The organism is Caulobacter segnis, assembly GCF_029543125.1.
GTDB lineage: Bacteria > Pseudomonadota > Alphaproteobacteria > Caulobacterales > Caulobacteraceae > Caulobacter > Caulobacter segnis_D.
Window position 1 is genome coordinate 23,667 of the sequence record NZ_JARQWW010000004.1, and the last position, 25,513, is coordinate 49,179.

The 25,513-nt window shown below is 66.2% G+C and carries 25 protein-coding genes; 5 read left to right on the forward strand and 20 right to left on the reverse strand.

Going from position 1 to position 25,513, the window contains the following annotated elements; genetic code table 11:
- Positions 1-67: 67 nt before the first annotated feature.
- Entirely contained in the window at positions 68-661 is a 594-nt protein-coding gene (locus P7B02_RS12755; protein WP_277786732.1) for a hypothetical protein, read from the forward strand.
- Here P7B02_RS12755 and tgt read toward each other — a convergent pair.
- Entirely contained in the window at positions 658-1,782 is a 1,125-nt protein-coding gene (gene tgt / locus P7B02_RS12760; protein WP_277786733.1) for a tRNA guanosine(34) transglycosylase Tgt, read from the reverse strand. The genes P7B02_RS12755 and tgt overlap by 4 nt on opposite strands.
- Entirely contained in the window at positions 1,782-2,831 is a 1,050-nt protein-coding gene (queA, locus tag P7B02_RS12765; protein WP_277786734.1) for a tRNA preQ1(34) S-adenosylmethionine ribosyltransferase-isomerase QueA, read from the reverse strand. Before queA ends, tgt begins: the two co-directional genes overlap by 1 nt.
- Positions 2,832-2,951: 120 nt before the next feature.
- On the opposite strand from queA, the gene P7B02_RS12770 reads away from it, so the two are divergent.
- A complete protein-coding gene (locus P7B02_RS12770) occupies positions 2,952-3,956 on the forward strand; it encodes an endonuclease/exonuclease/phosphatase family protein (protein WP_277786735.1) in 1,005 nt (334 codons plus the stop codon).
- On the opposite strand, the gene P7B02_RS12775 is transcribed toward P7B02_RS12770, so the two are convergent.
- Genes P7B02_RS12775 through gyrA form a run of 4 tightly spaced genes read right to left on the reverse strand, consistent with a single transcriptional unit; the run spans position 3,953 to position 8,537 of the window.
- Positions 3,953-4,420, reverse strand: a complete 468-nt coding sequence (locus P7B02_RS12775) for a peptidylprolyl isomerase (protein WP_277786736.1) — start codon at positions 4,418-4,420, stop codon at positions 3,953-3,955. The genes P7B02_RS12770 and P7B02_RS12775 overlap by 4 nt on opposite strands.
- A 9-nt stretch (positions 4,421-4,429) precedes the next feature.
- The gene (locus P7B02_RS12780; RefSeq protein ID WP_277786737.1) at positions 4,430-5,254 is read right to left on the reverse strand and encodes a peptidylprolyl isomerase; all 825 of its coding nucleotides are present in this window, start codon (positions 5,252-5,254) and stop codon (positions 4,430-4,432) included.
- A 22-nt stretch (positions 5,255-5,276) separates the two neighbouring features.
- Complete coding sequence (gene coaD / locus P7B02_RS12785) at positions 5,277-5,762, reverse strand: pantetheine-phosphate adenylyltransferase (RefSeq protein WP_277787146.1); 486 nt, start codon at positions 5,760-5,762, stop codon at positions 5,277-5,279.
- A gap of 36 nt (positions 5,763-5,798) precedes the next feature.
- Entirely contained in the window at positions 5,799-8,537 is a 2,739-nt protein-coding gene (gene gyrA, locus P7B02_RS12790) for a DNA gyrase subunit A (protein ID WP_277786738.1), read from the reverse strand.
- Positions 8,538-8,688: 151 nt separating this feature from the next.
- Here gyrA and P7B02_RS12795 point away from each other — a divergent pair, with 151 nt between their 5' ends.
- Positions 8,689-9,210: a superoxide dismutase family protein gene (locus tag P7B02_RS12795; protein WP_277786739.1), complete on the forward strand. Its 522-nt coding sequence runs from the start codon at positions 8,689-8,691 to the stop codon at positions 9,208-9,210.
- Between the two features lie 36 nt (positions 9,211-9,246).
- On the opposite strand, the gene P7B02_RS12800 is transcribed toward P7B02_RS12795, so the two are convergent.
- Complete coding sequence (locus tag P7B02_RS12800) at positions 9,247-10,443, reverse strand: adenosylmethionine--8-amino-7-oxononanoate transaminase (RefSeq protein ID WP_277787147.1); 1,197 nt, start codon at positions 10,441-10,443, stop codon at positions 9,247-9,249.
- A 136-nt stretch (positions 10,444-10,579) separates the two neighbouring features.
- Between P7B02_RS12800 and bioF the strand changes: the two genes are divergently transcribed.
- On the forward strand, positions 10,580-11,740 hold the full coding sequence (bioF, locus tag P7B02_RS12805) for an 8-amino-7-oxononanoate synthase (protein WP_277786740.1): 1,161 nt from the start codon (positions 10,580-10,582) through the stop codon (positions 11,738-11,740).
- On the forward strand, positions 11,737-12,396 hold the full coding sequence (gene bioD, locus P7B02_RS12810; RefSeq protein WP_277786741.1) for a dethiobiotin synthase: 660 nt from the start codon (positions 11,737-11,739) through the stop codon (positions 12,394-12,396). The genes bioF and bioD overlap by 4 nt, the downstream gene beginning before the upstream one ends.
- Here bioD and P7B02_RS12815 read toward each other — a convergent pair.
- The 13 genes from P7B02_RS12815 to flbT all read right to left on the reverse strand — a co-directional run bounded on the left by P7B02_RS12815 (position 12,367) and on the right by flbT (position 25,439).
- The gene (locus P7B02_RS12815) at positions 12,367-13,287 is read right to left on the reverse strand and encodes a DMT family transporter (RefSeq protein WP_277786742.1); all 921 of its coding nucleotides are present in this window, start codon (positions 13,285-13,287) and stop codon (positions 12,367-12,369) included. The genes bioD and P7B02_RS12815 overlap by 30 nt on opposite strands.
- A 60-nt stretch (positions 13,288-13,347) precedes the next feature.
- The gene (locus P7B02_RS12820; RefSeq protein WP_277786743.1) at positions 13,348-15,606 is read right to left on the reverse strand and encodes a TonB-dependent receptor domain-containing protein; all 2,259 of its coding nucleotides are present in this window, start codon (positions 15,604-15,606) and stop codon (positions 13,348-13,350) included.
- Positions 15,607-15,786: 180 nt separating this feature from the next.
- The gene (gene ssb / locus P7B02_RS12825) at positions 15,787-16,299 is read right to left on the reverse strand and encodes a single-stranded DNA-binding protein (RefSeq protein WP_277786744.1); all 513 of its coding nucleotides are present in this window, start codon (positions 16,297-16,299) and stop codon (positions 15,787-15,789) included.
- 121 nt (positions 16,300-16,420) lie between these two features.
- A complete protein-coding gene (locus tag P7B02_RS12830; RefSeq protein ID WP_277786745.1) occupies positions 16,421-16,804 on the reverse strand; it encodes a hypothetical protein in 384 nt (127 codons plus the stop codon).
- A gap of 9 nt (positions 16,805-16,813) precedes the next feature.
- A complete protein-coding gene (locus tag P7B02_RS12835) occupies positions 16,814-17,470 on the reverse strand; it encodes a hypothetical protein (RefSeq protein ID WP_277786746.1) in 657 nt (218 codons plus the stop codon).
- 39 nt (positions 17,471-17,509) lie between these two features.
- Positions 17,510-20,452, reverse strand: coding sequence for a hypothetical protein (locus P7B02_RS12840; protein WP_277786747.1), 2,943 nt, complete (start codon positions 20,450-20,452; stop codon positions 17,510-17,512).
- Positions 20,453-20,531: 79 nt separating this feature from the next.
- Positions 20,532-21,086, reverse strand: coding sequence for a UDP-4-amino-4,6-dideoxy-N-acetyl-beta-L-altrosamine N-acetyltransferase (gene pseH, locus P7B02_RS12845; RefSeq protein WP_277786748.1), 555 nt, complete (start codon positions 21,084-21,086; stop codon positions 20,532-20,534).
- Between the two features lie 23 nt (positions 21,087-21,109).
- The gene (locus P7B02_RS12850) at positions 21,110-21,946 is read right to left on the reverse strand and encodes a flagellin (RefSeq protein ID WP_277786749.1); all 837 of its coding nucleotides are present in this window, start codon (positions 21,944-21,946) and stop codon (positions 21,110-21,112) included.
- A gap of 159 nt (positions 21,947-22,105) precedes the next feature.
- Positions 22,106-22,390 (reverse strand): flagellar protein FlaG, encoded by a 285-nt coding sequence (locus tag P7B02_RS12855; protein WP_277786750.1) that lies wholly within the window; start codon positions 22,388-22,390, stop codon positions 22,106-22,108.
- Positions 22,391-22,503: 113 nt separating this feature from the next.
- Positions 22,504-23,325, reverse strand: a complete 822-nt coding sequence (locus tag P7B02_RS12860) for a flagellin (protein ID WP_277786751.1) — start codon at positions 23,323-23,325, stop codon at positions 22,504-22,506.
- A gap of 278 nt (positions 23,326-23,603) precedes the next feature.
- A complete protein-coding gene (locus P7B02_RS12865; protein WP_277786752.1) occupies positions 23,604-24,425 on the reverse strand; it encodes a flagellin in 822 nt (273 codons plus the stop codon).
- 269 nt (positions 24,426-24,694) lie between these two features.
- Positions 24,695-25,054 carry a flagellar biosynthesis regulator FlaF gene (gene flaF / locus P7B02_RS12870; RefSeq protein WP_277786753.1) on the reverse strand — a complete coding sequence of 120 codons (360 nt, stop codon included), beginning with the start codon at positions 25,052-25,054 and terminating at the stop codon, positions 24,695-24,697.
- The gene (flbT, locus tag P7B02_RS12875; RefSeq protein WP_277786754.1) at positions 25,014-25,439 is read right to left on the reverse strand and encodes a flagellar biosynthesis repressor FlbT; all 426 of its coding nucleotides are present in this window, start codon (positions 25,437-25,439) and stop codon (positions 25,014-25,016) included. The genes flaF and flbT overlap by 41 nt, the downstream gene beginning before the upstream one ends.
- Positions 25,440-25,513 lie beyond the last annotated feature (74 nt).

The window sequence follows — 25,513 nt, forward strand, 5'->3', positions numbered from 1 at the left end:
AGAATTATACTTTCGTAACGTCACCGTTCCTCGTTGCCGCCTTCGAGACGAGCGGTATCTTGGCCCTATGCGTATGCTTCTGATCACTCTCGCCCTGGCCGTTCCGGCGGTCGCCCTCGCCCAGCCTTCCCGTCCGCAAGACGACGAGGCGCGCATCAAGACCACCGGCGAGGCCAACAGCGAAAGCATCCAGGGCGCGGCCCAGGCGCCGCTGCGTGACCTGAACGTGGTCCGCACCAAGATCCCCCCGATCCTGCTGGAGGTCATGCACGACCCCTACGAGCGGCCATCACCTTCCAACTGCCGTCGGATAGCTGAACTGGTCCGTCCGCTGGACGAGGCCCTGGGCGTCGATCTGGACCAGCTTCCGGCCGGCGAGGACGAGGACCTGCTGGATCGCGGCAAGACCGTCTCCTACGGCGTCATGGCCGGCGTGGCGTCGAGCCTCATCCCCTTCCGGGGCGGCGTGCGGATGCTGACCGGCGCGGAACGGCACGATCGACTGGTGGCGGCGGCCATCACCTCGGGCAACGTGCGCCGCGCCTATCTGAAGGGCCTCGGCGAATCCAAGGGCTGCAATCCGCCCGCGACCCCCACCCACGTGAAGAGCAGCATCCCCCGCGAGGAGAAGCGCTCCGGGCCGAAATACCCGATCCGCTAGCCGCCCTTGGCGGCCAGGTGGCGTTCGCGGAAGTTCTTGCGGAACGCCTCGAACCGCCCCTCCTCGATCGCCGCGCGCATGGCGGCGGTCAGGGTCTGGAAGAAGGCGATGTTGTGCCAGGACAGCAGGACCTGGCCCAGGATCTCGTCCGACCGCACCAGGTGATGCAGATAGGCCTTTGAATAGGCGCTGCTGGCCGGACAGGCGCTGGCCTCGTCCAGCGGGCTGTCGTCCTCGGCGAAGCGGGCGTTCTTCAGGTTGATCGCACCGTCCCACGTCCAGGCCTGACCGTGGCGGCCCGAACGGGTCGGCAGGACGCAGTCGAACATGTCGACGCCGCGCGCCACCGCCTCCACCAGGTCGATGGGCTTGCCCACCCCCATCAGGTAGCGCGGCCGGTCGGCGGGCAGCATGGCGGGGGCGTAGTCGAGCACCTCGCACATGGCCTCATGCCCCTCGCCCACGGCGAGGCCGCCCAGGGCGTAGCCGTCGAAGCCGATCTCTTGCAGGCGTTCCGCCGACTCCCGACGCAGATGCTCGAAGGTCGAGCCCTGCTGAATGCCGAACAGGGCCTGGCTGTCACGGTCGCCGAACGCGGCCTTGGACCGTGCGCCCCAGCGGGCGGACAGCAGCAGCGCCTCGCGGGCGCGCTTCTCCTCCGCCGGCCAGGCGACGCACTCGTCCAGCTGCATGACGATGTCGCTGCCCAGCAGGTCGGCCTGGATCTCGATGGACCGTTCCGGCGTCAGGACGTGCTTGGAGCCGTCGATATGGCTGGCGAAGGTCACCGCCTCTTCGGTCACCTTGCTGATGCCCGACAGGCTCATCACCTGGAAGCCGCCGCTGTCCGTCAGGATCGGCTTGTCCCAGCGCATGAACCTGTGCAGCCCGCCCAGGCGCTTCACCCGCTCGGCCGTGGGCCGCAGCATCAGGTGATAGGTGTTGCCCAGGATGATGTCGGCGCCGGTCTGGGCGACCTGATCCACGGTCAGGGCCTTCACGGTGCCGGCCGTGCCCACGGGCATGAAGGCCGGGGTGCGGATATCGCCGCGCGGGGTCTTCAGGACGCCCGTGCGGGCCCCGCCGTCGGTTGCTTTCAGTTCAAAGGGAAAGGCTGCCATCAGGCGGCCCGCCATAGCAGGCTGCCGTCGCCATAGGAATAGAAGCGGTATCCGTCCGCGATGGCGTGCTCGTAGGCCGCCCGCATGGTCGCCTGCCCGGCGAAGGCGCTGACCAGCATGAACAGGGTCGATTTGGGCAGGTGGAAATTGGTCATCAGACCGTCGGCGGCCCGGAAGCGATAGCCCGGCGTGATGAAGATGGCGGTGTCATCCGCGAACGGCTTGATCACCCCGTCCTCGCCCGTGGCGCTCTCCAGCAGGCGCAGGGACGTCGTGCCCACGCAGATGATCCGCCCCCCAGCGGCATGGACGGCGTTCAGGGCGTCGGCGGTCTCGCGCGGCACCACGCCGAACTCGGCGTGCATCTTGTGTTCGGATACGTCGTCGGTCTTCACTGGCAGGAAGGTCCCCGCCCCCACATGCAGGGTGACGAAGTGGGTCGATACGCCCCGCTCGCGGATCGCGGTCAGCAGCTCCGGCGTGAAGTGCAGGCCGGCGGTCGGCGCGGCGACAGAGCCGTCCTCGCGCGCATAGACCGTCTGGTAATCGCTGCGGTCCTGGGCGTCCTCGCCCCGCTTGGCGGCGATATAGGGCGGCAGGGGCATGTCGCCCCGGGTGTTGATCGCCTGGTCCAGGTCCGGCCCCGACAGGTCGAAGGCCAGCAGCACCTCGCCCCCGTCGTGCTTTTCGACCACCGTGGCGTCGAGCCCCTCGCCGAAGTTGACGCGGTCGCCGGCCTTCAGGCGCTTGCCCGGCCGCATGAAGGCGGTCCAGCGGTCGGCGGCGGCGCGCTTGTGCAGGGTCGCCTCGACCACGGTGATGTTGCCGTCCCGCGCCCGCGTGCCTGACAGACGAGCGGGAATGACCTTGGTGTCGTTGAACACCAGGGCGTCGCCAGGCTGCAGCAGACCCGGCAGATCGCGGACGATCAGGTCGGACATTCCCTGCTCGGGTTGAACCAGCAGCAGGCGCGCGGAATCGCGGGGCTGGGCCGGCCGCAGGGCGATGCGGTCTTCGGGCAGGTCGAAATCGAAATCGGACAGGCGCATTGGGCGCGGTGAAGGCCACGGCGCGAGGATCAGGTCAAGCACAAGGCGCCGGTGAAGACGCCGCAGCGCCATCGCCAAGCTTCCTCAAACGCGTCCGAAATAACGTGCTAGAGGCACGCCGTGAGACTGATTTTGAATCTTGCCCTGCTGCTTTTGCGCGCCGGCGCCCTGGCCCTGGCCCTGGGCTGCGCCTTGCTGGCCATCGCTGCGCAGGGCGGCCGCTGGTCGGCGACCCTGGACACGGCGGCGCACTTCTCGCCGCTCTGGCTGGTGGGCGGTCTTCTGGCGGCTGTTCTCGGCGCCCTCGTCTCCCGTCAGGAGGAACGGCGCGCGATCCTGGTCGTGGCGGCGACGGCGGTGATCCTGTCCGGGCTTCAGATGGCGCCGGAGTTGTGGGCCCGTGCGACCCAGGAAACGGTCGCGCCGGGGGGCGAGACGCTGAAGGTCATCCAGTTCAACGCCTGGGGCGACAACGACGACCCGGAAGGCTCCGCCCGCTGGGTCATCGAGCAGAACGCCGACATTGTGCTGGTCGAGGAGAGCTATGGCGGGCGCGGGCGTTTCCACAAGCTGCTGCGCGAGGCCTATCCCCACCGCACTGCCTGCCCCAGGACCCGTCCCTGCCAGAACCTGATCCTCAGCAAGGAGGAGCCGACCGAACAGGGCGACTTCGCTGACCGCCCCGGCGAGCGGAACGGAAGGCCCTTCCTGTCTGTGGTCTATGCCAAGTTCGGCGAGGGCGACCGCGCCTTCACCGCCATGAACGCCCACTACGCTTGGCCTTGGCCCGCCGGCTATCAGCAGGCCCAGTCCGCCGCCCTGGCCGAGAAGCTGACGTCGTTCGACCACGACAACCTGATCCTGACGGGGGACTTCAACTCAACCCCGTGGTCATTCACCCTGCAGCGGCAGGACAAGGCGTTCGCCATGGAGCGACGCACCCGCGCCATGCCCAGCTGGCCGGCGCGTTTCGAGCGGACGGGCTTCCAACCGCTGTTTCCGATTTTGCCGATTGATCACGTCTACGCCGGCAAGGCCTGGCGGACGGTGAAGGTCGAGCGGGGTCCGAGACTGGGCTCGGACCACCGCCCGGTGGTCGTCACATTGACGCGCGTCGGCCGTTAGGCGTCGGCGGCGACCTTGAAGCTCAGGATCTTGCCCGGGTTCTGCGGCGGTTCGCCGACCGGCAGGGCGTCCACATTCTCCATGCCTTCAACCACCTCGCCCCACACGGTGTACTGACCGTCCAGGAAGGTGACTTCGTCGAAGCAGATGAAGAACTGGCTGTTGGCCGAGTTCGGATCCGGGGTGCGCGCCATCGAGCAGACGCCACGGACGTGCTCGGCGTTGGAGAACTCCGCCTTCAGGTCCGGCTTGTCCGACCCGCCGCGGCCGGTGCCGGTCGGATCGCCGCCTTGGGCCATGAAGCCGGGGATGACGCGGTGGAAGGTCACGCCGTCATAAAAACCCTCGCGGGCCAGTTCCTTGATCCGGGCGACGTGGCCCGGAGCCAGGTCAGGACGGAGGCGAATGACGACACGACCGCTTTCCAGGGTCATGACGATGGTGTTTTCAGGATCGGTGCTCATGAAACCGCCCTATTTCACTTCAACGGGAATGTCGACGTCGCAGGGTGAAAAATCCGCGCCCCGCGTCGCCTTGACCCGGTCGGCCTCGGCCTTGAACCAGGCGCTTCGGGTGTCGACCACGCGGACCGACGGGCGTTCCTTGGCCGGAATATCGGCCAGGACACGCACCTTCTGCATCACGTCCTGCGGCGCGGGAACCGGTTCGCCGGTCTTGATCGAGCGCACGGCTTCGAGACCGCTGAGAACGCGGCCAAAAGCGGTGTAGCGCTTGTCCAGGGACGGATAGGCCTGGCGCATCAGGAAGAACTGGCTGTTGGCCGAGTCCGGATTGTCGCCGCGGGCCATGCCCAGCACACCGGGGCAGAACATCCCCCAGGCCGAGACCTTGCGGTCGGCGGTCATGGCGGCCAAGGCGGTGGTCTGGCTCATGGCCGGCATCGTGCCGATGAAGCCGAGCTCAGCGCCCGCCGGCTTGGCCACGGTCGAAAACATCGAATCCGCACCCCGGCGCCAGGTGAACTCGCCGACCAGGTCGTCCTTCTCCGAGCCGCCGGTGCCGTCGTCCTTCGGATCGCCGGTCTGGGCCATGAACTCGTTGATCACACGGAAAAAGCTGCGGCCGTCATAGAAACCGGCGCGCGCCAGTTCGCGAACGCGCGTCGCGTGGTTCGGCGCCGCCTCCGGCGACAGCTCGGCGATGATCCGGCCCTTGTTGGTGTCGATCACCAGGACGTTTTCGGGATCGGGAGTCCGCCAATCTGCGGCGCCCGGCTGGGCGAACGCCGGAGCGGCGACGACCGCGACGACAGCGGCGATGGTCAGGGATCGGATCATGTCACTTCTCTGGGACTGAAACTTAGGAGCGGGCGACCTTGGCCAGCAGCTCGTCACGCACGCCCGGAGGGACGAACTTGGAGACATCGCCCCCCAGCAGGGCGATCTCCTTGACCAGCCGCGAGGCGATGGCCTGGTGGCGCGGATCGGCCATGAGGAACACCGTCTCGATCTCCCGATCGAGCTGCTGGTTCATGGCCGTCATCTGGAATTCGTACTCGAAGTCGGCCACGGCCCGCAGGCCGCGGACGATGATCTTGGCGCCGACCTCGCGGGCGAAGTTCATCAGCAGGCTTTCGAACGGCTGGACCACGATCTCGGTCTTGCCGGCGAACTGGGCGGTTTCGCGGCGGATGATCTCCACACGCTCTTCCAGGGGAAACATCGGCCCCTTGCCCGCATTGATCGCCACGCCGATGACCAGCTTGTCGACCAGCTTCACGGCCCGGCCGATGATGTCGAGATGGCCGTTGGTGATCGGGTCGAAAGTGCCCGGATAGAGACCGATGAAAGACAAACTGACCCCCTTGGCTGCGTGCGCGTCCTACGGGGTCTCGTCCGCCCCGCTTTCTTCCTCTTCGCCGCCAGCTTCCGCCAGACGCTCGACACTCACCACATGCTCATCGCCCGACTTGCGGAAGATGGTCACGCCCTGGGTGTTTCGCGCTGCAACACGGATCTGGCCGACGGGGCAACGTATCAATTGCCCGGCGTCTGTCACCAGAAGGATTTCGTCGCTCTCCTCGACCGGGAACGAAGCCGCCAGGCGGCCGCCGCGCTTGGTGATGTCCTGGGCCAGCAGGCCCTGACCGCCACGGCCCGTCCGGCGATAGTCGTAGGCGCTGGTGCGCTTGCCGAAACCTTCGGACGAAACGGTGAGGATGAACTCCTCCGCCGCGCCGAGCTCGATGAGGCGCTCGGGCGAGACATAGGCGTCGCCCACGTCCTCTTCGTCCTCGGGGGCCGAGACGGGAGCCTCCTCCCCTTCGCCTTGAGCGGCGGCGCGAAGAGCGTTCGCGTGCTTGAGATAGACCGCACGTTCGGCCGGCGTCGCATCGACGCTGCGCAGGATGGCCATGGAGATGACGGTGTCGCCTTCCGCCAGCCTCACGCCGCGCACGCCCGTGGAGTCACGGCCGGCGAAGACACGCACTTCATCCACCGCGAAGCGGATGCAGCGGGCCATGGCCGTGGTCAGCAGCACGTCATTGTCCGCCGTGCAGAGGTTCACGCCCACGATGTGGTCGCTCTCGTCCAGCTTCATGGCGATCTTGCCGTTGCGCCGGATGTCGGCGAAGTCCGAAAGCTTGTTGCGGCGCACATTGCCGGACTCGGTCGCGAACATGATGTCCAGGCGATCCCAGGTGGCCTCGTCCTCCGGCAACGGCAGGATGGAGGTGATCTGTTCGCCCGGCTCGATCGGCAGCAGGTTCACGAACGCCTTGCCGCGCGAAGTCGGATTGCCCAGCGGCAGACGCCAGACCTTCAGCTTGTAGACCTTGCCGCCCGAGGTGAAGAACAGCACCGGCGCGTGGGTCGAGGCGGAGAATACGCGGGTGACCGCATCTTCTTCCTTCGTCGCCATGCCCGAACGGCCCTTGCCGCCGCGATGCTGCGTCCGATAGCTGGCCAGCGGCGTGCGCTTCACGTAGCCGCCGTGGGTGACGGTGACCACCATCTCCTCACGGGGGATCAGGTCCTCGTCATCGACGCCGGCCTCGCCGTCGACGATGGTGGTGCGGCGCGGAATGGCGAAGCGGTCCTTGACCTCGACCAACTCCTCGCGGACCACGCCCATGATGTTGGCGCGGTCGGACAGCAGTTCCAGATAGCCGCGGATCGCGACCGCCAGGGCGCCGGCTTCCTCGAAGATTTCGTCACGGCCCAGGCCGGTCAGGCGCGACAGGGTCAGGGCCAGGATGGCGCGGGCCTGTTCGTCCGTCAGGCGGACATTGCCGCCTTCCAGCATCACGGTGCGGGGGTCGGCGATCAGCTCGACCAGCGGGATCATGTCACCGGCCGGCCAGTTCCGCTCGCACAGGCGCTCGCGCGCTTCCGCCGGGTCCTTGGACGAGCGGATGATGTGGATGAACTCGTCGATATTGGCGACGGCGATGGCGAGACCGACCAGGACGTGGCCGCGATCCCGCGCCTTGCCCAGTTCGAACTTGGTCCGCCGGACCACGACTTCCTCGCGGAAGTCGATGAAGGCCGACAGCATCTCGCGCAGGCCCATCTGCTCGGGCCGTCCGCGGTTCAGCGCCAGCATGTTGACGCCGAAGGAGGTCTGCAGCTGCGTGTAGCGGTAGAGCTGGTTCAGCAGCACGTCGCCCGAGGCTTCGCGCTTCAGTTCGATCACGATGCGCATGCCGTCGCGGTCGCTTTCGTCCCGCAGGTCGGCCACGCCCTCGATCTTCTTGTCGCGCACCATCTCGGCGATGTGCTCAACCAGGCTGGCCTTGTTCACCTGGAACGGGATGGCCGTGATGATGATGGCGTCGCGGCCCTGGCGGATCTCCTCCACCGTGGCGATGCCGCGCATGATGACCGAGCCGCGGCCCGTCTGCAGCGCCTGGCGCGGGCCCGAACGGCCGATGATCTCGCCCCCGGTCGGGAAATCCGGCCCGGGCACGATGTCCAGAAGGTCGTCCAGCGCGATATCCGGCGTGTCGATCATCGCCAGGGCGGCGTCGATGATCTCACCCAGGTTGTGCGGCGGGATATTGGTGGCCATGCCGACCGCGATGCCGCCCGCGCCGTTGACCAGCAGGTTCGGAATCCGCGCCGGCAGGACGACCGGCTCCAGTTCCTTGCCGTCGTAGTTCTCCTGGAAATCGACAGTGTCCTTGTCGATATCGGCCAGCAGCGCCGTGGTCGGCGGCGCCATGCGGCTTTCGGTGTAGCGCATGGCCGCCGGCATATCGCCGTCGATGGAGCCGAAGTTCCCCTGGCCGTCGATCAGCACCAGGTTCATCGAGAACGGCTGGGCCATGCGGACCATGGCGAAATAGACCGAGGCGTCGCCGTGCGGGTGGAAACGACCCAGCACGTCGCCGACCACGCGGGCCGACTTGGAGTACGCCTTTTCCGGCGTCATCCCCAGGTCGTGCATCGAATAGAAGATGCGCCGGTGCACCGGCTTCAGACCGTCGCGCACGTCCGGCAGGGCGCGGCTGACGATCACGCTCATGGCGTAGTCGAGGTACGAGCGCTTCAGCTCGTCTTCGATGGCGATGGGGGCCACGCCCCCACGCAGGGCGGCGTTATCGGTGTCGTCAGTCACTGTGGGGAATGGCCCGGAATCGCTGCGGAATCTTCACCCCCCTTGTTACCATCCCGGCGCCCGTCACGCAAAAAAACCAAACGCTTTCCGGAACCCTTCGCGCACGGCTAAGGTTGAGACCTGTTCGCATCTCGAAAAACGGAGCCTCCCCATGCGCCTGATCGCCTTCGCCGCCGCGACCGCCCTCGTCGCCACCGCCGCCGTCGCTCAGACGCCGCCCTCCGCCGAGATCAAGAACAACGCCGGCGTGACCGTGGGCACGGCCACCTTCCAGGAAGGCCCCAAGGGTGTCCTGGTACAGGTCAAGGTCAGCGGCCTGACCCCCGGCTGGCACGGCATCCACTTCCACGCCGTGGGCGATTGCTCGGACACGGCCAAGTTCCAGAAGTCGGGCGCCCACATCAATCACGGCGGCGACCACAAGCTGCCGCACGGCCTGCTGAACCCGGACGGCAACGACTTCGGCGAACTGCCGAACATCTTCGCCGGCGCCGACGGCGTGTCCGAAGCCCAGCTTTGGAGCGCGCTCGTCTCCTGGTCGGGCAAGGACGGCCGCCCGGCCCTGACCGACGCGGACGGCTCGGCCCTGGTCATTCACGCCAAGCAGGACGACCACATCAGCCAGCCCATCGGCGGCGCCGGCGACCGCGTCGCCTGCGCGGTGATCAAGTAGGCATCGGCTCGATCCTCCCCCGCTGGGGGAGGAACTTTAGGAAAGCACCGTCCGGATCGCACTGGCCAAGGTCGCCAGCTCCGCATCCGACGTCACGAAGGCCGGGGTCAGATAGACGATCTTGCCGAACGGCCGGATCCAGACCCCCTGATCGACAAAGCGGGCGGTGAGCGCGGAAGCGTTCACCGCCTCTTTCATCTCCACCACCCCAATCGCTCCCAGCACCCGCACATCGGCGACGCCGGGCAGGCTGCGGCAAGGCTCCAGCCCCTCCCGCAAGGCGGCGGCGATGCGCGGCACATCCGTCTTCCAGCCGCCCGCCTCCAGCAGGTCCAGCGAGGCGTTGGCCGCCGCGCAGGCCAGCGGGTTGGCCATATAGGTCGGCCCATGCATCAGGGCCGCGTCGCCCCGGTCGCTCCAGAACGCCTCGAACACTCTGGTGCTCGCCACCGCCGCCGATAGCGGCAGGGTGCCGCCGGTCAGGGCCTTGGACAGGGTGACGATGTCTGGGGTCACGCCCGCCGCCTCCATGGCGAACAGCGTCCCCGTCCGGCCGAAGCCGGTGAAGATTTCGTCGAAGATCAGCAGCACGCCATGCTTGTCGGCCAGGCGACGCAGCCGGCGCAGCACCTCCGGATCGTGCAGCAGCATGCCGCCCGCGCCCTGCACCAGCGGCTCCACCAGCATGGCGGCGATCTCTCCGCCACGCTCGGTCATCAAAGCGTCCAGCGTCGCCTCGGCCGCCTCATCCACCGGCAGGTCGCCGATCACCTGGGCGGGCATGACTCCGGCGAACAGGGCGTGCATCCCCTCCTCCGGGTCGCACACCGTCATGGTGGCCAGGGTGTCGCCGTGATAGCCGCCCCGGAAGGCCAGGAACTTCGACCGGCCCGGCTCGCCCCGGTTCAGATGGAACTGCACCGCCGTCTTCATGGCGATCTCCACCGAGACCGAGCCGCTTTCGGCCAGGAACACATGGTTCAGGTCGCCCGGCAGCAGCCCGGCCAGCCGCTGCGCCAGCCGATAGCCCGGCTCATGCGCCAGACCGCCGAACATCACATGCGGCATCCGATCCAGCTGCTCGCGCACGGCGGCGGCGATGTGCGGGTGGTTGTAGCCGTGACAGGCGGTCCACCAGGAGGCCACCCCGTCGATCAGCTCCCGCCCGTCCTCCAGCACCAGCCGCGCGCCGCGGGTCGCCTTCACGGCCAGGGGCGCCGGAGCGGTCTTCATCTGGCAATAGGGCCGCCAGACATGCGGCGCGCCGGCGGTCAGCCAGGCGGGCTGGGCGTTGGTCACAGGGAATCTCCATTGCACAGTCGGCGGGCGTTGCTATGCCCTGCGCCCCTTGTTCGCAACGGAGCGGCGCATGGACAGCCTCCAGACCTTCGCGGAATCCAAGCTGGCCGGGCTCGAGGCCCGCAGCCTGCGCCGGACGCTGAAGCCGACTCACCGCCTCGACGGCCTGTGGGTGGAGCGTGGCGGGCGCCGCCTGCTGTCGTTCTCGTGCAACGACTACCTCAACCTGTCGCATCATCCGGCGGTGAAGGCGGCGGCCCAGGCGGCCGTGGACCTGTATGGCGTGGGCGCGGGCGCCTCGCGGCTGGTCACGGGCGATCATCCCTTGCTGTCCGAACTGGAAGCCCGACTGGCGCGGCTGAAGGGGGCCGAAGCGGCCTGCGTCTTCGGCTCCGGCTATCTGGCCAACACCGGGGTCATTCCCGCCTTCGCCGGGCCGGGCGACCTGATCCTCGTGGACGAGCTGGCTCATGCCTGCATCTGGGCGGGGGCCAAGCTGTCCGGCGCTGAGACCATTTCCTTCCCGCACAATGACGTCGCGGCGCTTGGAGCGATCCTGAAGGCACGGCGCGGCGAAGTGCGGCACGTGCTGGTCGCCACCGACGGGGTTTTCTCCATGGACGGCGACCTTGCGCCGCTGGACCGACTGTCAGCGCTGTGCCGCGAGCATGACGCCTGGCTCCTCAGCGACGACGCCCACGGGGTCGGCGTGCTCGGCGGCGGACGCGGCTCGGCGCATGAGTTTCCGGGCGCCGAGATTCCTCTGCAGATGGGCACCCTGTCCAAGGCGGTCGGCGGCTACGGCGGCTATCTTTGCGGCTCGCAAGCGGTGATCGACCTGCTGAAGACCCGCGCCCGCACGGTGATCTACGCCACCGGCCTGCCGCCCGCCTCCGCCGCCGGGGCCATCGCCGCGCTCGACATCATCGAGAATGATCCGGCGCTGACCGCCGCTCCACTGGCCAAGGCGCGCCTGTTCACCCGCGCCGCCGGCCTGCCGGATGCGGCCAGCCCGATTGTCCCGGTGATCATCGGCGAGGCCGCGGCCGCCCTGGACGCCGCCGCCAAGCTGGAGGCCGAGGGTTTCCTAACCGTGGCCATCCGGCCGCCGACCGTGCCCGCCGGCACGGCGCGCCTGCGCCTGGCGTTCACCGCCGCTCACCCCGACGCCGAGATTCTGCGCCTGGCCGAGTTGGTGAAGAGCCTGACCGCCGAGAGGCAGGCGGCATGAGCGTCCTGTTCGTCACCGCCACCGGGACCGATGTGGGCAAGACCTACGTCTCCTGCGCCCTGATCCGCGCCCTGCGCGCCGCCGGGCGGCCGATCCGGGCCTTCAAGCCGGTGGTCAGCGGCTTCGACCCCGCAGAGGCGGGGGCCAGCGACCCCGGCCGTCTGCGCGCCGCCCTCGGACCGGATGCGCCATCTCTGGAGCAGATCGCCCCGCTGCGCTTCGCCGCCCCGCTCTCCCCGCCCCTGGCGGCGCAGATGGAGGGCGTCACCCTGTCGTTGGACCAACTCGAAGCGCTCTGCCGGGATCAGATGGCGGGCGACGCGCCCCTGCTGATCGAAGGCGCCGGCGGCGTGATGTCGCCCCTTACCGACAGCGAGACCAACCTCGATTTGATCGACCGGCTCGGCGTCTCCGCCATCCTGGTGACGGGCAGCTACCTAGGCACGATCAGCCACACCCTGACCGCGCTGGAGGTTCTGAAAGCGCGCGGCGTGCCTGTCGCCGCCGTGGTCATGAGCGAAAGCGAGAACGCTCCGGACCTCGCCGAGACCGCCGCCGGCCTGTCAGCCTTCATGCCGGACATCCCGCTATTCACCGCGCCGCGAGACGCAGGCGGTTGGGACGCCTCAGCTCTGGCTCGCGGCCTGAGCTTCTAGCGCCGCCAGCCGGGCTCGGCGCCGCTCATCGAAGGTGACGATGGCGACCCCGGCCAGGGTCGCGGCCCCGCCGCCGATCAGTTGCACCGTGACCTTGTCGCCCATCAGCAGGATGCCGATGGCGCAGGACACCAGCGGCGTCAGCAGGAAGAAGGGCGTCACCCGCGACGGCTCCCGCCGCTGGACCAGCCAGAACAGCAGGCTGGACGCGCCGATGGACGAGGCCAGCCCCGCGAACACCACGCAGGCCCAGGCGAAGGGCGAGGCCGACTTCACCTGTTCCACAAGCTGCGGTTCAAACCCCACGGCGGAGCCCAGCAGCACCGGCGCGGCGATCAGGGATGTGAAGGCCTGCATCTTTAAGGGCCGCACGCCGGGCAGGCGGCGGACGAGGATGGTCGCAAACGCCCACAGGGCCGCCGCGGCCACGATCAGGACGATGGGCCAAAGATCACCCGCCGTGTGCGGATCGAGGGTCATCCAGGTCACGCCTACGAAGGCGACCGCCAGGCCCAGGACGCCGGCCCGCGTCATCCGCTCGCCCAAGACCCGCCAGGCGAACAAGGCCGTGAACGGAATCCACAGCTGGCTGGCCACCACCAGCGGGCTCAACTGCTCGGCCATGGCGAAGCCGATATAGACCAGGCCGAAATGCAGCGGCCCGGATAGCACGATGATCGGGCCCAGCTTCTTCGGATCGGGAAACGGCGGCCGCGCCAGCAAGGGGAACAGCACGGCCAGCGAGATCAGGAAGCGAAAGCCGCCCACGAACAGAGGCGGCAGCTCCGTCGTCGCCACCTTGGCCGCGGCGTTGTTCAGGCCCCAGACCAGGATGATCGTCGCGATCGCGGCGACCTCGACAGGCGTGAACGGCGTTGAGGGGCGGCTCATGGCTCAGGAAACAGCTGTGGCGTGGCTTCCTAGACCGGAACGCCCCTCTTGTCGCCCAAGCTATTGCGGCGTGGTCCCGCCCCCGAAATCAAAGCCGGGATCCCTGGGCTTCCGCCCCGCCGAACCGAAGGTGTAGGTCAGGCCCACATGGATCGCCCGCATGTTGTTCTCGCGAAGCGTGCGCCGTTCCAGTCCAGGCGTTTCGAACACCTGCCGAAGCCGCAGCGTGCCGAGAACGTCCGGCGCGGTGACGACGAACGAGAGGCTGTCGTTGAGCTTGCGGCGGTAGCCCAGGTTCAGCAGGCCCACATTCTTGATGTAGCCCTGCGCCGTCAGCCGCTGGCCCATCAGGTTGCCCTGCGCCTGCAGGAAATCCTTGGGCGTCACCTGCCAGCTCAGCGATCCGCGCCCCGCCAGGGTGACGTCTGAGCGCGTGCCGGAGAAGCCCAGCCGCGAGGCGTCGATCTCGAACCAGTAGGCGTTGCCGCTGACGTTGTAGCTGAGGGTCTTGGTGATCTTGCCGTTGGCGACCAGCTCCAGGCCGCCGTTGCGCCCCTGCCCCAAGTTCTCGCGGGTGCTCAGCAGGATGCCGTCGCCCAGCTCGCGCACCACATCCGTCACGCCCTTGCTGCTCTCGCGATAGTAGAGCGTCGCCAGATAGTAGGTCGAACCCTTGCGGCGCTGGTACGCGACCTCGAAGCTGTCCGTGACCTGCGGCTCCAGGAAGGGATTGCCCTCCCGGTAGTTCAGCGGATCGACATAGACGCGGTACGGGTTGAGGTCGCGCGCCGAGGGCCGCTGGATGCGGCGGCTGTAGCTGGCCGTGACCTGCTGATCACCCGGCAGTTTGTGTGAGAGGTGCAGGCTCGGATAGAGCCGGAAATAGTCGTTCTCCACCTGCACATTGCTGGTGATCTGGTTGATGTCGATCAGGGTCTGTTCAGCCCGCAGACCCGCCAGCACGGTCAGGTCTCCAATCGGCCGCTCATAGGTCACGTAGCCTGCGTGGACGGTCTGGTCGTAGGCGAACAGGTTGGTCATCGACGGATCGACGACCACGGCGTCGGACCGAGGCCCGCGGGCGCCGAAGTTGTCGTAGTCGTTGAGTTCGACGTTCAGGTTATAGCCGAGCTTCAGCTTCGACCCGCCGCTCATGGGCCGCGTGTAGTCGACCTTCAGCTCCGTCTCGTCCGTTTCGGTGACGAAGGCGAGACGTTCGTAGACGTCGGCTCTGGGCGGTACACGCTCGGCGTAAAGCAGGCCGTTGCGGAAGTCGGCATAGCTGTTCTCGTGGCTGAGATTGACCACCAGCTCATGGTCGGGATCCTTGAACCTCTGACGCCAGCTGCCGCTGACCTCGGTGTTGCGGACGTCGAAGTCTATCGTGCCGTTGCGGTCGTAGACGCGGGACAAGGCGTCCATGAGCCGCTGCTCGAAATGCTCGAAGGTGCCGGCCGAGACGTCCACGTCGCTGTGGCGGACCTGGGCGCTCAGCCGTGTGCGGTCGGTCAGGTCGTAGTCGACGCTGGTGCGGGCGTTCCACATGCTGCCGTCGCCGATACCGGTCGTGCGGTCCTTACCGATCAGAACGCCGCCGGTTTCCTCGTCGATCTGGATGCGGTCATCCAGGCTGCGATACTTCTGGGGGTCCGTGCGGAAGCCGAAGTCGCCGGCCACGGTCAGTTTCCTGGAATTGTAGGCGCCGCTCACCCCGCCGCTGGTACGGCCTTCGGAGCCATGGTTGGCGCGAACGGAGCCAGACCAGCCCGGCTTGCGCGAGGTCTTGCTGATCAGATTGATGACCCCGGCCGAACCGTCGGGGCGCAGGGCCGCCGAGGGATTGGTCATCACCTCGACCCGCTCGATCTGGTCGGCCGGCAACTGCTGCAGGGCCGCGGTCCGCCCCTCCCCGCGAAACATGCCGGAAGGCTTGCCGTCGATCATGATGGTCACGTTCGGATCGCCGCGCAGGCTGATGTTGCCCTGCACATCCACGTCCACCGAGGGGATGTTGCGCAAGGCGTCGGCGATCGAGCCGGTGGTGGCCTGCAGATCCTTGGCGATGCTGTAGCTACGGCGATCGATCGACGTCCGCAGCTCCTGCCCCGGAGCCGTGACCACGACGCCCTGCACCGTGTTGGGCTGACTTGGCGCGGTCGCCGGAGGCGTGGCGGGCGCCGGAGCGGCGCTGGCGGGAGCCGCCGTCTGCGCAACGGCGATGGAGCTGGCTGACGCCGCCATCATGAGCGCCGACGCCAGGCGCAGGACTTCGGGGCGCGCCGCCATAGGGGCGCGCGGACGCATGTGCAGAGAACGCATGAAACCCCGACTTCTACGAGCTATGCATGAACAGCACAGCTTCACCGTGTGGCGATTTGTAGGCAGGTCAAATCGAATTACAAGCGTAATCTACATGATCGGCCGCAAACGTCCAAACATGCGAACGGCCGCCCCGTTTCCGAGGCGGCCGTCGTAGAATTCAAGTTCTTGCGCCGAAGCCTAGAACGGGATTTCGTCGTCCAGGTCGGCCGAGAAGTTCTCGCGCGGGCCGCTGGGCTGGTTGCGTTGACCGCCACCGCTGAACCCGCCGCCGCCACCGCCACCGCCGCTGTAGCCGCCATCGAAATCACCGCCGCCCGAGCTGGCGCCCGAGGAGTCGCCACGCCCGCCGAGCATGGTCAGCTCGCCGCGGAACTTCTGCAGCACGATCTCGGTGGAGTACTTTTCCTGGCCGCTCTGATCGGTCCACTTGCGGGTCTGCAGCGCGCCTTCGATGTAGACGGTCGAGCCCTTGCGCAGGTAGTTCTCGGCGACTTTCACCAGGTTGTCGTTGAAGATCACGACCCGGTGCCATTCGGTCTTTTCCTTGCGCTCGCCCGAGGTGCGGTCGCGCCAGCTTTCCGAGGTGGCGATGCGCAGGTTGGCGACGCGGTCGCCCGACCCGAGGCTGCGGATTTCCGGGTCCGCGCCCAGATTGCCGACCAGAATGACCTTGTTGACGCTGCCCGCCATCGCTCGCTCTCCCGAGGCTCGCCTGACGACCCATGCGTCAGAATCTTAACGGGAACCTAATGGCGGACCGAGAGCGGAAGCAATCCGCCCTCGCCAATCTTCCTGTGGACGACAGTCGCCGCTATTGCGGCATTGCCCCCGGGACGGCCAAGCGACCGTCGCCAGTGCGCACCAGCGCAAGATAGCGCCCGCCTGTCAGGGTCTTGCCGACAAAGATCCCCTCACGCTGCACGAACAGGAAGTTGCCCTGATAGGCGCCGATCAGCTGTTGCTGGTTCATGCCCATCCGGTTGAAACGGATGCGCATCCCTTCCAGCGACGCGGCGCAGTTCTCCACATTGGGCTGGTTCTTGGCCAGGACGTTGAACTTCATCGTTCCGTCCTTCTGCGCCGCCACGTGCCAGCAGACGCCGGTGTCGTACGGCGCCTCGATCGGCTTCTCGCAGCCGGCCAGGGTGACGGCCGCCAGGCCGGCGGCGGCGATGAGGGCGAGCTTGGTCTTCATGACGTCTCCTTAGCCGGCGGGCGGCGCGCAGCCGGGCACGGACGGGGCGATAGCGCGGAAGCGGCGGTTGTCGTTAGAAGCCTCGATGCGGCCCGAGGTCAGGCGCAGGGTCTGATCACCCCAACGGCCATAAGCCGTGCCTGCGTCACACCGGCCGGCATAGAGGATCTGGATGCACTCGTTCATCGTCCCCTCGCCCGGGATGCGGCTCCATTGTCCGGCCTCATAGCGCCAGCAGGACGAAACGGGCGAAGAGGCTTCCTGGACCTCGGGACCCGTCGGCGCCGGCGCCGGATTGGCCGGCTGAGCCTCGGGCGGCGGCAGAGGCGTCAGCATCATGCCCGCCTCGTCGGCCGCGGCCAGGGCGCCCGTCTCGTCCACGCCGACGTCCAGGGCGCCGGTGCCGACGCCATTGCGCGAGGCGCACTCGGCCAGGGTCAGCTCGCCCACGAATTGTCCGCCGACAAAGCAGCGCAGCGGGCGGGCAGGATCGAGCTTGCTCTCCTCCTGGGTCCCCATCTCGACCACGAGCCCCCCACGCGACGCGGGCGGATCAGACCGGGGCCCGCTGTCGCGGGCCATCAGGCCGGCAGCGATAGCAACGCCGGCCACAACGGCGACGCCTGCGCCGATGAGGATGAACTTGCGGTCGGTGGGGAATGCCATGCTCGACGCCTACGACGCGGCGGCGCCCGATTCAAGGCGCTAACCGCCGGTCAGCTTCGCCAGTGCATCCCTGTAGCTGGCGATCTGCTTTGTCAGATAGGCCGGAACCGTGCCGCCCTGCTTGCCCTGGGCCTCAGTGATCGGCGCCGGCGGGTTGAGCAACTCGCGATAGGCGCGTTGCACCGTGGTCATGGCTTTGGTCAGGGCGTCCGTGGCCGACTTCAAATCCACCTTCGAGGTGAGGTCGTAGCTCTGATCCAGCTGTAAGCCCCAGATGGCGCCCTTGCCGTCCGCCGGAACATTGCGGCCGCCCTCTTCCCGGGTCTTGTAGATCAGCCCTTCAGACAGACCGAGCGCTTCAAGCGCGTCCTTGTCACCCTTGCCGGAGACGATCTCGACGTAGGAGCTGTTGTAGGCGGCGGTGATGCGCAGCTGACGACGGTCGCCGGTGGTGGCGAACTCGACCTTGGCCTGGTTGCCGCTGGCGCGCCGGATCTTGTCGGCCAGGGTGTCCAGCGTGTCCTTGCCGTCGATTGTGATGGTGGTCAGCGGACCGCCTGGACGGGTGCGGAGCTGAAACTGGTCGCCGGCGCGCACGCCCGTGCTGGAGGTGATCAGCTCGGAGGCCTTGGCGAACATCTGTCCGCGCGGCAGGCCGAAGGTGTCCAGCACGCTCGCGCCGCCAGCATCCACGGCGATGGAGGTCGGAGCGGCGATGCCGTCCTTGCCGGTGATGCGCTGCATCCAGTCAGCGAGGCCCGAACCCATGTCGATCTGCGCGACATAGCCGTCCTGCTTGCCCAGCGGGGTCGTGCCGCCCAGATCCTTGCCGGCCAGACCCGTCAGATAAACCTTGCCGCTGGACACGGCCATGCCGGTGACGGTGTCATCCTCGGCGCCGCCGTAATAGGTGATCGCATCACCGGCTGTGCTGGCCAGATCGGTCGACAGGGTGGCCGCGAAACCGTCCATCCGCCCCTGGGCGCTGTTCTTCTGATTACTGACGTTCAGCGCGCCATTGCCCGAGGAGCCGGCGATCCACAGCTTTCCGCCTTCCAGAACCAGGCCTGCGATCGATCCTCCGCCAAGGCCGCCGAGATCGCGGACCGGACCGCTCGTGACAAGGCCGGCGGTGACCGCGCTGGTCGTCTTCACGCCGACCTGCGCTTGGCTGGTGTCGCCTCCGGTGGTCGTCGCCGTCGTCGGCGCGCCGCCGTCAAAGCTCGTTGACGTTTCTTCGATGTAACCGCCGTTCTGGAAGCTGGTGCGCTTCACGGTCGTGCTGGTCAAAGCCACGTCGAAGTTGCGAACCACCGCTCGCCCAGCCTCGACAGAGGCCACATAGACCTTGTCGCCATCGACCACGAGGCCCGCGACGCTGTCCTTCTCGGCAGTACCGAACTGGGTTGTGAACAGGGCCTTGGGCTTGCCGTCGGCCTGGGTGGCGAAGGCGGTCAGATAGCCGTCCTGCCCGCCCTTGGCTGAGGCGAATGTCGGAGAGGCGGCGCCATCGTGACCCGCCATGGCTGAACTGGTGTTGCCCGCCACATAGAGCGTGCCGTCCGCGCCAAAGGCCAGCGCGGTTGCGGCGTCCGTCTCCAGAGCCCCTCGCCGCACGGTCCAGGTCTCGTCGCCGTTGGTGTCGTACAGCGTGACGAAGCTGTCGGACTTGTCGCTGCCGGCGCCAGAGTTCAGCGGGCCGTTCCCGCCGTCAGGCAGGCCCGTCAGCTCCCCTGTCACCGAGCCGGCCACGGCCACCTTGCCGTCCGCCGAGACCGCCAGATTGAAGCCCGAAGCCGTCTCCGCCGCGCCCAGCGAGCGCGCGAACATCAGGTTGCCGGAAGAGTCGTACTTAAGCAGCGCGACGTCCTGCTTGCCTTTGATCGCCTGACTGTCGATGTTCAGGGAGTCGTTCTCGGCGTGCGAGACATTGGCCAGCATGTAGACAGAGCCGTCAGCGCCCGTGACGGTCTTCTGAACACTGTCGATCGTGCCCTGAAGCGTGTCGGTGAAGATGGAACCGCCCACCGCCGTCCCGAGCGCGCCGTTGATTTTCGTCAGCGTGTTCCTGAACACGCCGTCGTCCGTCTTGGCGTCCTTGTCCGGATCCGGATCACCCGAACGGGTCGTCACATAGACTGCTGGTGAAGACGTCGCCGCCGAGAAGGTCAGGGTCTCGGCCATGTCGCCGTTCACCTTGAAGGAGAAATCGTCGCCCTTGGCCGGCAGCTTGATCGTCTCGCCGTTGGCGCCCTTGACCTCGGTTTCGGCGCCCTTGGTCTGTTGGACGGCGAAGGTCGTCCAGAGCCCGGCATCCTTCAGCTTGCCGTTGATGAAGGCGGCGACCGACTGCATGGTCCGCGGCGTGGCGCCCATCTCCGCCAGATCAATGTCGATATCGAAGGTGTTGTTCACCTTCTTCACCTGAATCTTGAACGCGGCGGGGCCTTGCAGGGCAGGAACCTCATCACCGGCCTTACCGGAGTAGATGGTTCCGGTGCTGTAGGTGTAGTTCGACTTCTTGACCCCGACCGTACTCTTCACGGTGCTTTGGGCCACGCCCGTCGTTAAGCGCACATCCTCCAGATTCAGGCCGTGGGTGTACTTCGCGACCTCATCCATGCCCTTGTTGAAGGCCGTTTGAATGCGCGCCAGCTCACTGTCGGTGACGCCCTTCTCTCCCGCACGGGCCGCCAGGCCGGACAGGGCGGCCAGACCTTGATGCAGAGCGAAAAGCTTGCGGTGATCTTCTGCGGCGCCCGCGGACTCCAGATTGGCGCTGCCCTCATCGATGAATTTGCGTCCGCCGAGCACCTTCTTGACCAAGGCGTCAGCCTTCAGGTCCTCGTTCGAGGACGCCCACGGCGCTACGACGCGATTGCTGTTGGCCGATCCGCCGGATGACGCCGCTGCCGTCGCGTTGGCGACGCCGGAACGGGCCTGATAGTAGCCGAGCAACAAGCTGCTATCGAAGGTGATCAACCGGACAACTCCTTGGCGCGCATGGCGCTTCCGCGAAGATTATCGCCGTTCAGGCCTTTCAAGTCGTTAAGACTTGGCGCTAGGCGGCGATCATTCGGGCGTCGATAAGCGACTGGCGAACGCGGTCGCCGCTGCTCTTCCACTCGTCAGCCAGAAGACCCAGCAGAACGACATCACGGCGGACGCCGTCCTTCAGAACGTGAGCGCGCAGATAGCCCTCGCGCAGAAAGCCAACAGCCGTCTGCGCTTTCAGCGCCGGATCGTTGTCGGCCATCACCTCGGCGAACACCTTTTCAAGGCCAAGCTCACCGAAAGCCTTATCAATTCCAAGAACTTGCGCAGCGCGCCCCACGCCGCGGCCACGCGCCTCAACCGAGCCCAGGAACCAGTTCCAGGCTGCTCGCCGATGATGGTTCTGAAGTCCGGTGAGCGTCAGAAGGCCTGCCGGCTTCTCCCCCTGAACAATCATCCACCCGCGCATGTCGGGATCGCCGCGCAACGCATCAAACCATGCCTTGTGCGCAGCTTCGCTTGGAAAGGCGGCGTCGGACATCCAGCGATCCACCTCGGGCTCGCGACGCCAGGCGAAAAGCACCTGCTCGTCCGCGTCCTGAAGCTCGCGAAGGCTAATCATAACTAAGCCCCTGCCCTAAGGCGCTACTGGCCCTGGAAAAGCGAAAGGATCACTTGCGGCGCCCCGTTGGCGATCGACAGCGCCTGCACGCCAAGCTGCTGCTGGACCTGCAAGGCCTGCAGACGCGCACTTTCCTTCGCCATGTCAGCGTCGACGAGGTTGCCGACGCCGGCTTCCAGCGTGTCGCTGAGCTTGCCGATGAAGGTCAGGTGCGCCTCGATCCGCTTGGCCTGCGAGCCGACCGTGGCGACCGCGCCGTTGGTCTGCTGAATGGAGGCGTCGAGCAGGCCCAGCACCGTACCGGCATTGCCAGGCGTGAGAATATCCGACCCCGTCGGAACCGTGACATTGGGACCGCCGACGGTGAGGTCCTGCAATGACAGGGTCACCGCCAGGACCGCATCCGCATCGGCGAGGAACCGGAGGCTCTGCGAAAGCGAGGCGTCCAGAATGTTGGACCCGTCGAAGCTGGCGTTGGCGACCACTTGGCCGAGCTGAGACAACAGCCCTGTGAAATCATCGTTCAGCGCCTTGCGCGCGGAGCTGCCCAGCGATGTCTCCATCGCGGCGATGACCTTCTCGCGCATCTGGTTGAGCAGGCCCGAGACGGACTCCCCCGCGGCCATGGCCACGTCCGAAATCGATTGAGCCCGGTTCAGGCTCATCTTCACGGAGCTGAGCGAGCTGACATCCGCGCGTTGATCCTGAGCGATCGACCAGATCGAAGCGTTGTCCTTCGCGCCAGAGATCGCCAGCGAAGTGCTGATCCGGTCCTCGGCCTTGCCGAGTTCGTCCGTCGTCTTGTTCAGGTTCTGAAGGGCGATCAGAGCGGACTTGTTGGTGTTAACGCTCAGCGTCATGAGCCGTCTCCCATAGGCGTTTTGCCTGGCCGCAGAACGCCTCGATTCGAGGCCGTTCCGCCATAGAGACGAGCGTTAACCATAAGAGGTGTCCGTATGGTTAACGAGAATAAACCACGAATTTTAACACCTGGACGCCCCTACGTCGCAGGCGGAGCCTTAGCTCTTGGCGTCGAAGATCGTCCCCGGAACGTAGTCCGGCGCCTTCATGATCCGCAGCACTTCCTCGCGCGGAAACTGCGAGACCACCTCACCCGTGACGCGGTCGAGGGTCTTGTAGACATAGACGCCCGTGGTCTCATCACGCTCGATGAACAGGCGCACGTCCGAAGCCGACGGCTCGGTCAAGGGCTGGCCCGTACGAGCAAAGCCGCCCTCGACTCCGGGGGCGGCGCGACCTTCGACATCGACAGACAGGTTCAGTTGCGGAACTGGATCGGTCATCTCTCCTTCCGCCGGCCGCCAGGGGCCGACGCCTTTCTGACAGATGGCGCCGCCCTAGGGCGCGCCGCACGGGAGGGTGGAAGGCGGGCGACAAGCCCGCCTTCCTGAGTTCCTTAGCGGAACAGACCCAGCACGGTGGAGGTCGAGGAGTTGGCGATCGACAGCGCCTGCACACCGAGCTGTTGCTTGGTTTGCAGAGCGGTCAGTCGGGCGCTTTCCTTGGCCAGGTCGGCGTCGACCAGGTTGCCCACACCGGCATCCAGGCTGTCTTGCAGCTTGTTGATGAAGGTCAGGTGGGCGTCCAGGCCGGCCGAGTTCGTACCCAGCGAAGCCAGCTTGTTGGTCGCCGTCGACAGAGCGGTCGTGATCGTGCTGACCATGTCCACCGCGTCAGACGCGTTGGTGAAGGTCGAGTCCGAATCCAGACCCAGGCCGCCCAGCGACAGGTTGCGCGCGGTCACGGTGAAGGCGTCGCCCGAATCGTTCGACAGGAACGACATGGAGTTCGTCGAGCCGTCGATGATGTTGGCGCCGCTGAACTTGGCGTTGCTGACGGCCTTGGTGATCTGATCGCGCAGCGAATTGAAGTCGGCGGCGAGCGTTTCACGGCTGGCGGTGGTGATGGAGGTGTCAGCCGCAGCGAGGGCCTTTTCCTTCATCTTGTTCAGCAGGTCCACGACCGTGTCGCCGGCGGCCAGGCCGACGTCGATGGTCGATTGACCGCGCTGCAGCGAGTCGCGCACGGCGTTCAGCGAGTTGGAGGTGGCGGCCTGGTTCTTGGCGATAGCCCAGATGGCGCCGTTGTCCTTGGCGGTGGCGATCTTCTTGCCGGTGTTGATGCGGCCTTGGACCACGCCCAGTTCGGTGTTGGTGCCGTTGAGGGTCTGCAGGGCAGCCATAGCCCCGACGTTGGTGTTCACGCTGTTCAGCGCCATTCGAGAGTTCCTTTTTCTCGATTTCCGACGTCGTTTTGACGGCCGGGGGCATTTTGCCCATGGTGATGGGTAGCAATGACCGGGCCAAATCTGCCTAGCCGGCAGAAATTTCCCAACGCATTGAAATTGCAGCGTTATAGGTTTGTTTAGAACAGAAATGCCCGGCAACTTCTGCCGATTCCAGGGCGGAATCGGCAGAAGTTGCCGGGCAAAAACGCCTCAAACGTACTTAGCTTAAAGTTAATGGGGAGGCGGCGAGCGCCTCCCCATGCCAGTAGTTAGCCGAACAGCGACAGGACCGACTGCGGCGCCTGGTTGGCGATCGACAGGGCCTGCGTGCCGAGCTGTTGCTTGGTCTGCAGAGCGGTCAGTCGAGCGCTTTCCTTGGCCAGATCGGCGTCGACCAGGTTGCCCACACCGGCATCCAGGCTGTCTTGCAGCTTGTTGATGAAGGTCAGGTGGGCGTCCAGGCCGGCCGAGTTCGTACCCAGCGAAGCCAGCTTGTTGGTCGCCGTCGACAGAGCGGTCGTGATCGTGCTGATCATGGCGCTCGCGTCAGCGGCCGTGGCGAAGGTCGAATCCGAGTCCAGACCGATGCCTTGCAGCGACAGGTTACGAGCCACCACGGTGAAGGCGTCGCCCGAGTCGTTCGACAGGAACGACATTTGATCGGTCGAGCCGTCGACGATGTTGGCGCCGCTGAACTTGGCGTTGCTGACAGCCTTGGTGATCTGGTCACGAAGAGTCGTGAAGTCTGCGGCCAGGGTCGCACGGCTGGCGCTGGTGATGGAGGTGTCGGCCGCAGCAAGGGCCTTTTCCTTCATCTTGTTCAGCAGGTCCACGACCGTATCGCCAGCGGCCAGGCCGACGTCGATGGTCGATTGACCGCGCTGCAGCGAGTCGCGCACGGCGTTCAGCGAGTTAGCGATAGCCGACTGGTTCTCGGCGATCGCCCAGATGGCGCCGTTGTCCTTGGCCGAACCGATTTTCTTGCCGGTGTTGATGCGGCCCTGCGAAATCTGAAGCTCGGTGTTCGTAGCGTTCAGGTTCTGCAGCGCAACCATCGCGCCGGCGTTGGTGTTCACGGAGTTAGCGATCATGGGTCCCTACCATTTTGGTCGGAATTTCCCGGCTTTTTGCCGGACGAGCATTATGCTCACCCAGGCCATCGCAAGCTGCGGACCACATTGCGGCGACAAGAAAGCCCAACAAAAACAGAGGAAGACATCGCGCTCTTCAGCGCGCGCAATAAATCGCCAGCAAATATTGCCGAGCTAGCGGCACTTTCTGCCTGCAAATTTCGCCGAGCAGAAAGCAAAACGGCGCGGGAAACCCGCGCCGCATCACACCACCACGATCGAATTGACCCTTAAGCTACAGCTCGCTGCGACAAGCCCTGCATGATCGCCCGATTGATCTCGATCAGAGGCTCGAACTCCTCTTCCTTGCGCATCACCGCGCTGGAGTGACGAGCGACCCAAAGGCTCAGGGAGATGATCGAGGCCCGCAGCTCAGGGGGCAGCCTGTTTGCGGACGACGAGCAGTCCGTCGCCAAGGCCGACCAAAGCTTGCGATTGCGATCCAGGGCGGCCATGCGCCCCTGAATATCGTCACGCGAACCAGCCGCCGCGTCCATAAGGCCGCGCGTCACCTCGCCAAACAGACGGTACTCAATGTCGCGAGGCGCCTCAGCGCTGGTTGCTATTTGTTGGTACGCCCGAAGGGACATTCCCCAGCCTCTCGTTCTCGTACTCGATCAGTCGACGGCTCAGCATCAACGCCTTGTAGAATTCCTTCGCCAGAACATGCTTCGAAATGGTTACGCAATCGGCCAACACAGTCGGATTGCTGATCGCCCCCATGAACTCGCTCATTCGGCGGACGAACTCGTCGTAGTGGGCCTCAAGGCCACCCTCGTCGAGATACATCATCATTACGGGGAAGTAGATCCGCCGTGCCGGCGTAACCGCTTCCGAGGCCTGCATGATGTCCTTCTCACGAAGAACCGAGGCCTTGTTCTGCAGAATCACAGTCGCCCGCCGATCGCCGTTCTGCAGAACCGCTCCGTTCAGCACGAAGCGCTCCCCCGGCTTCAAGGACAACTTCAACGGCAAGACAGCTTCCCTCCAGCCACGTCAGACAGGGGCTGAACTAGGCGAAACGTGGTTAACAAGCCGTTTCCCCGAGT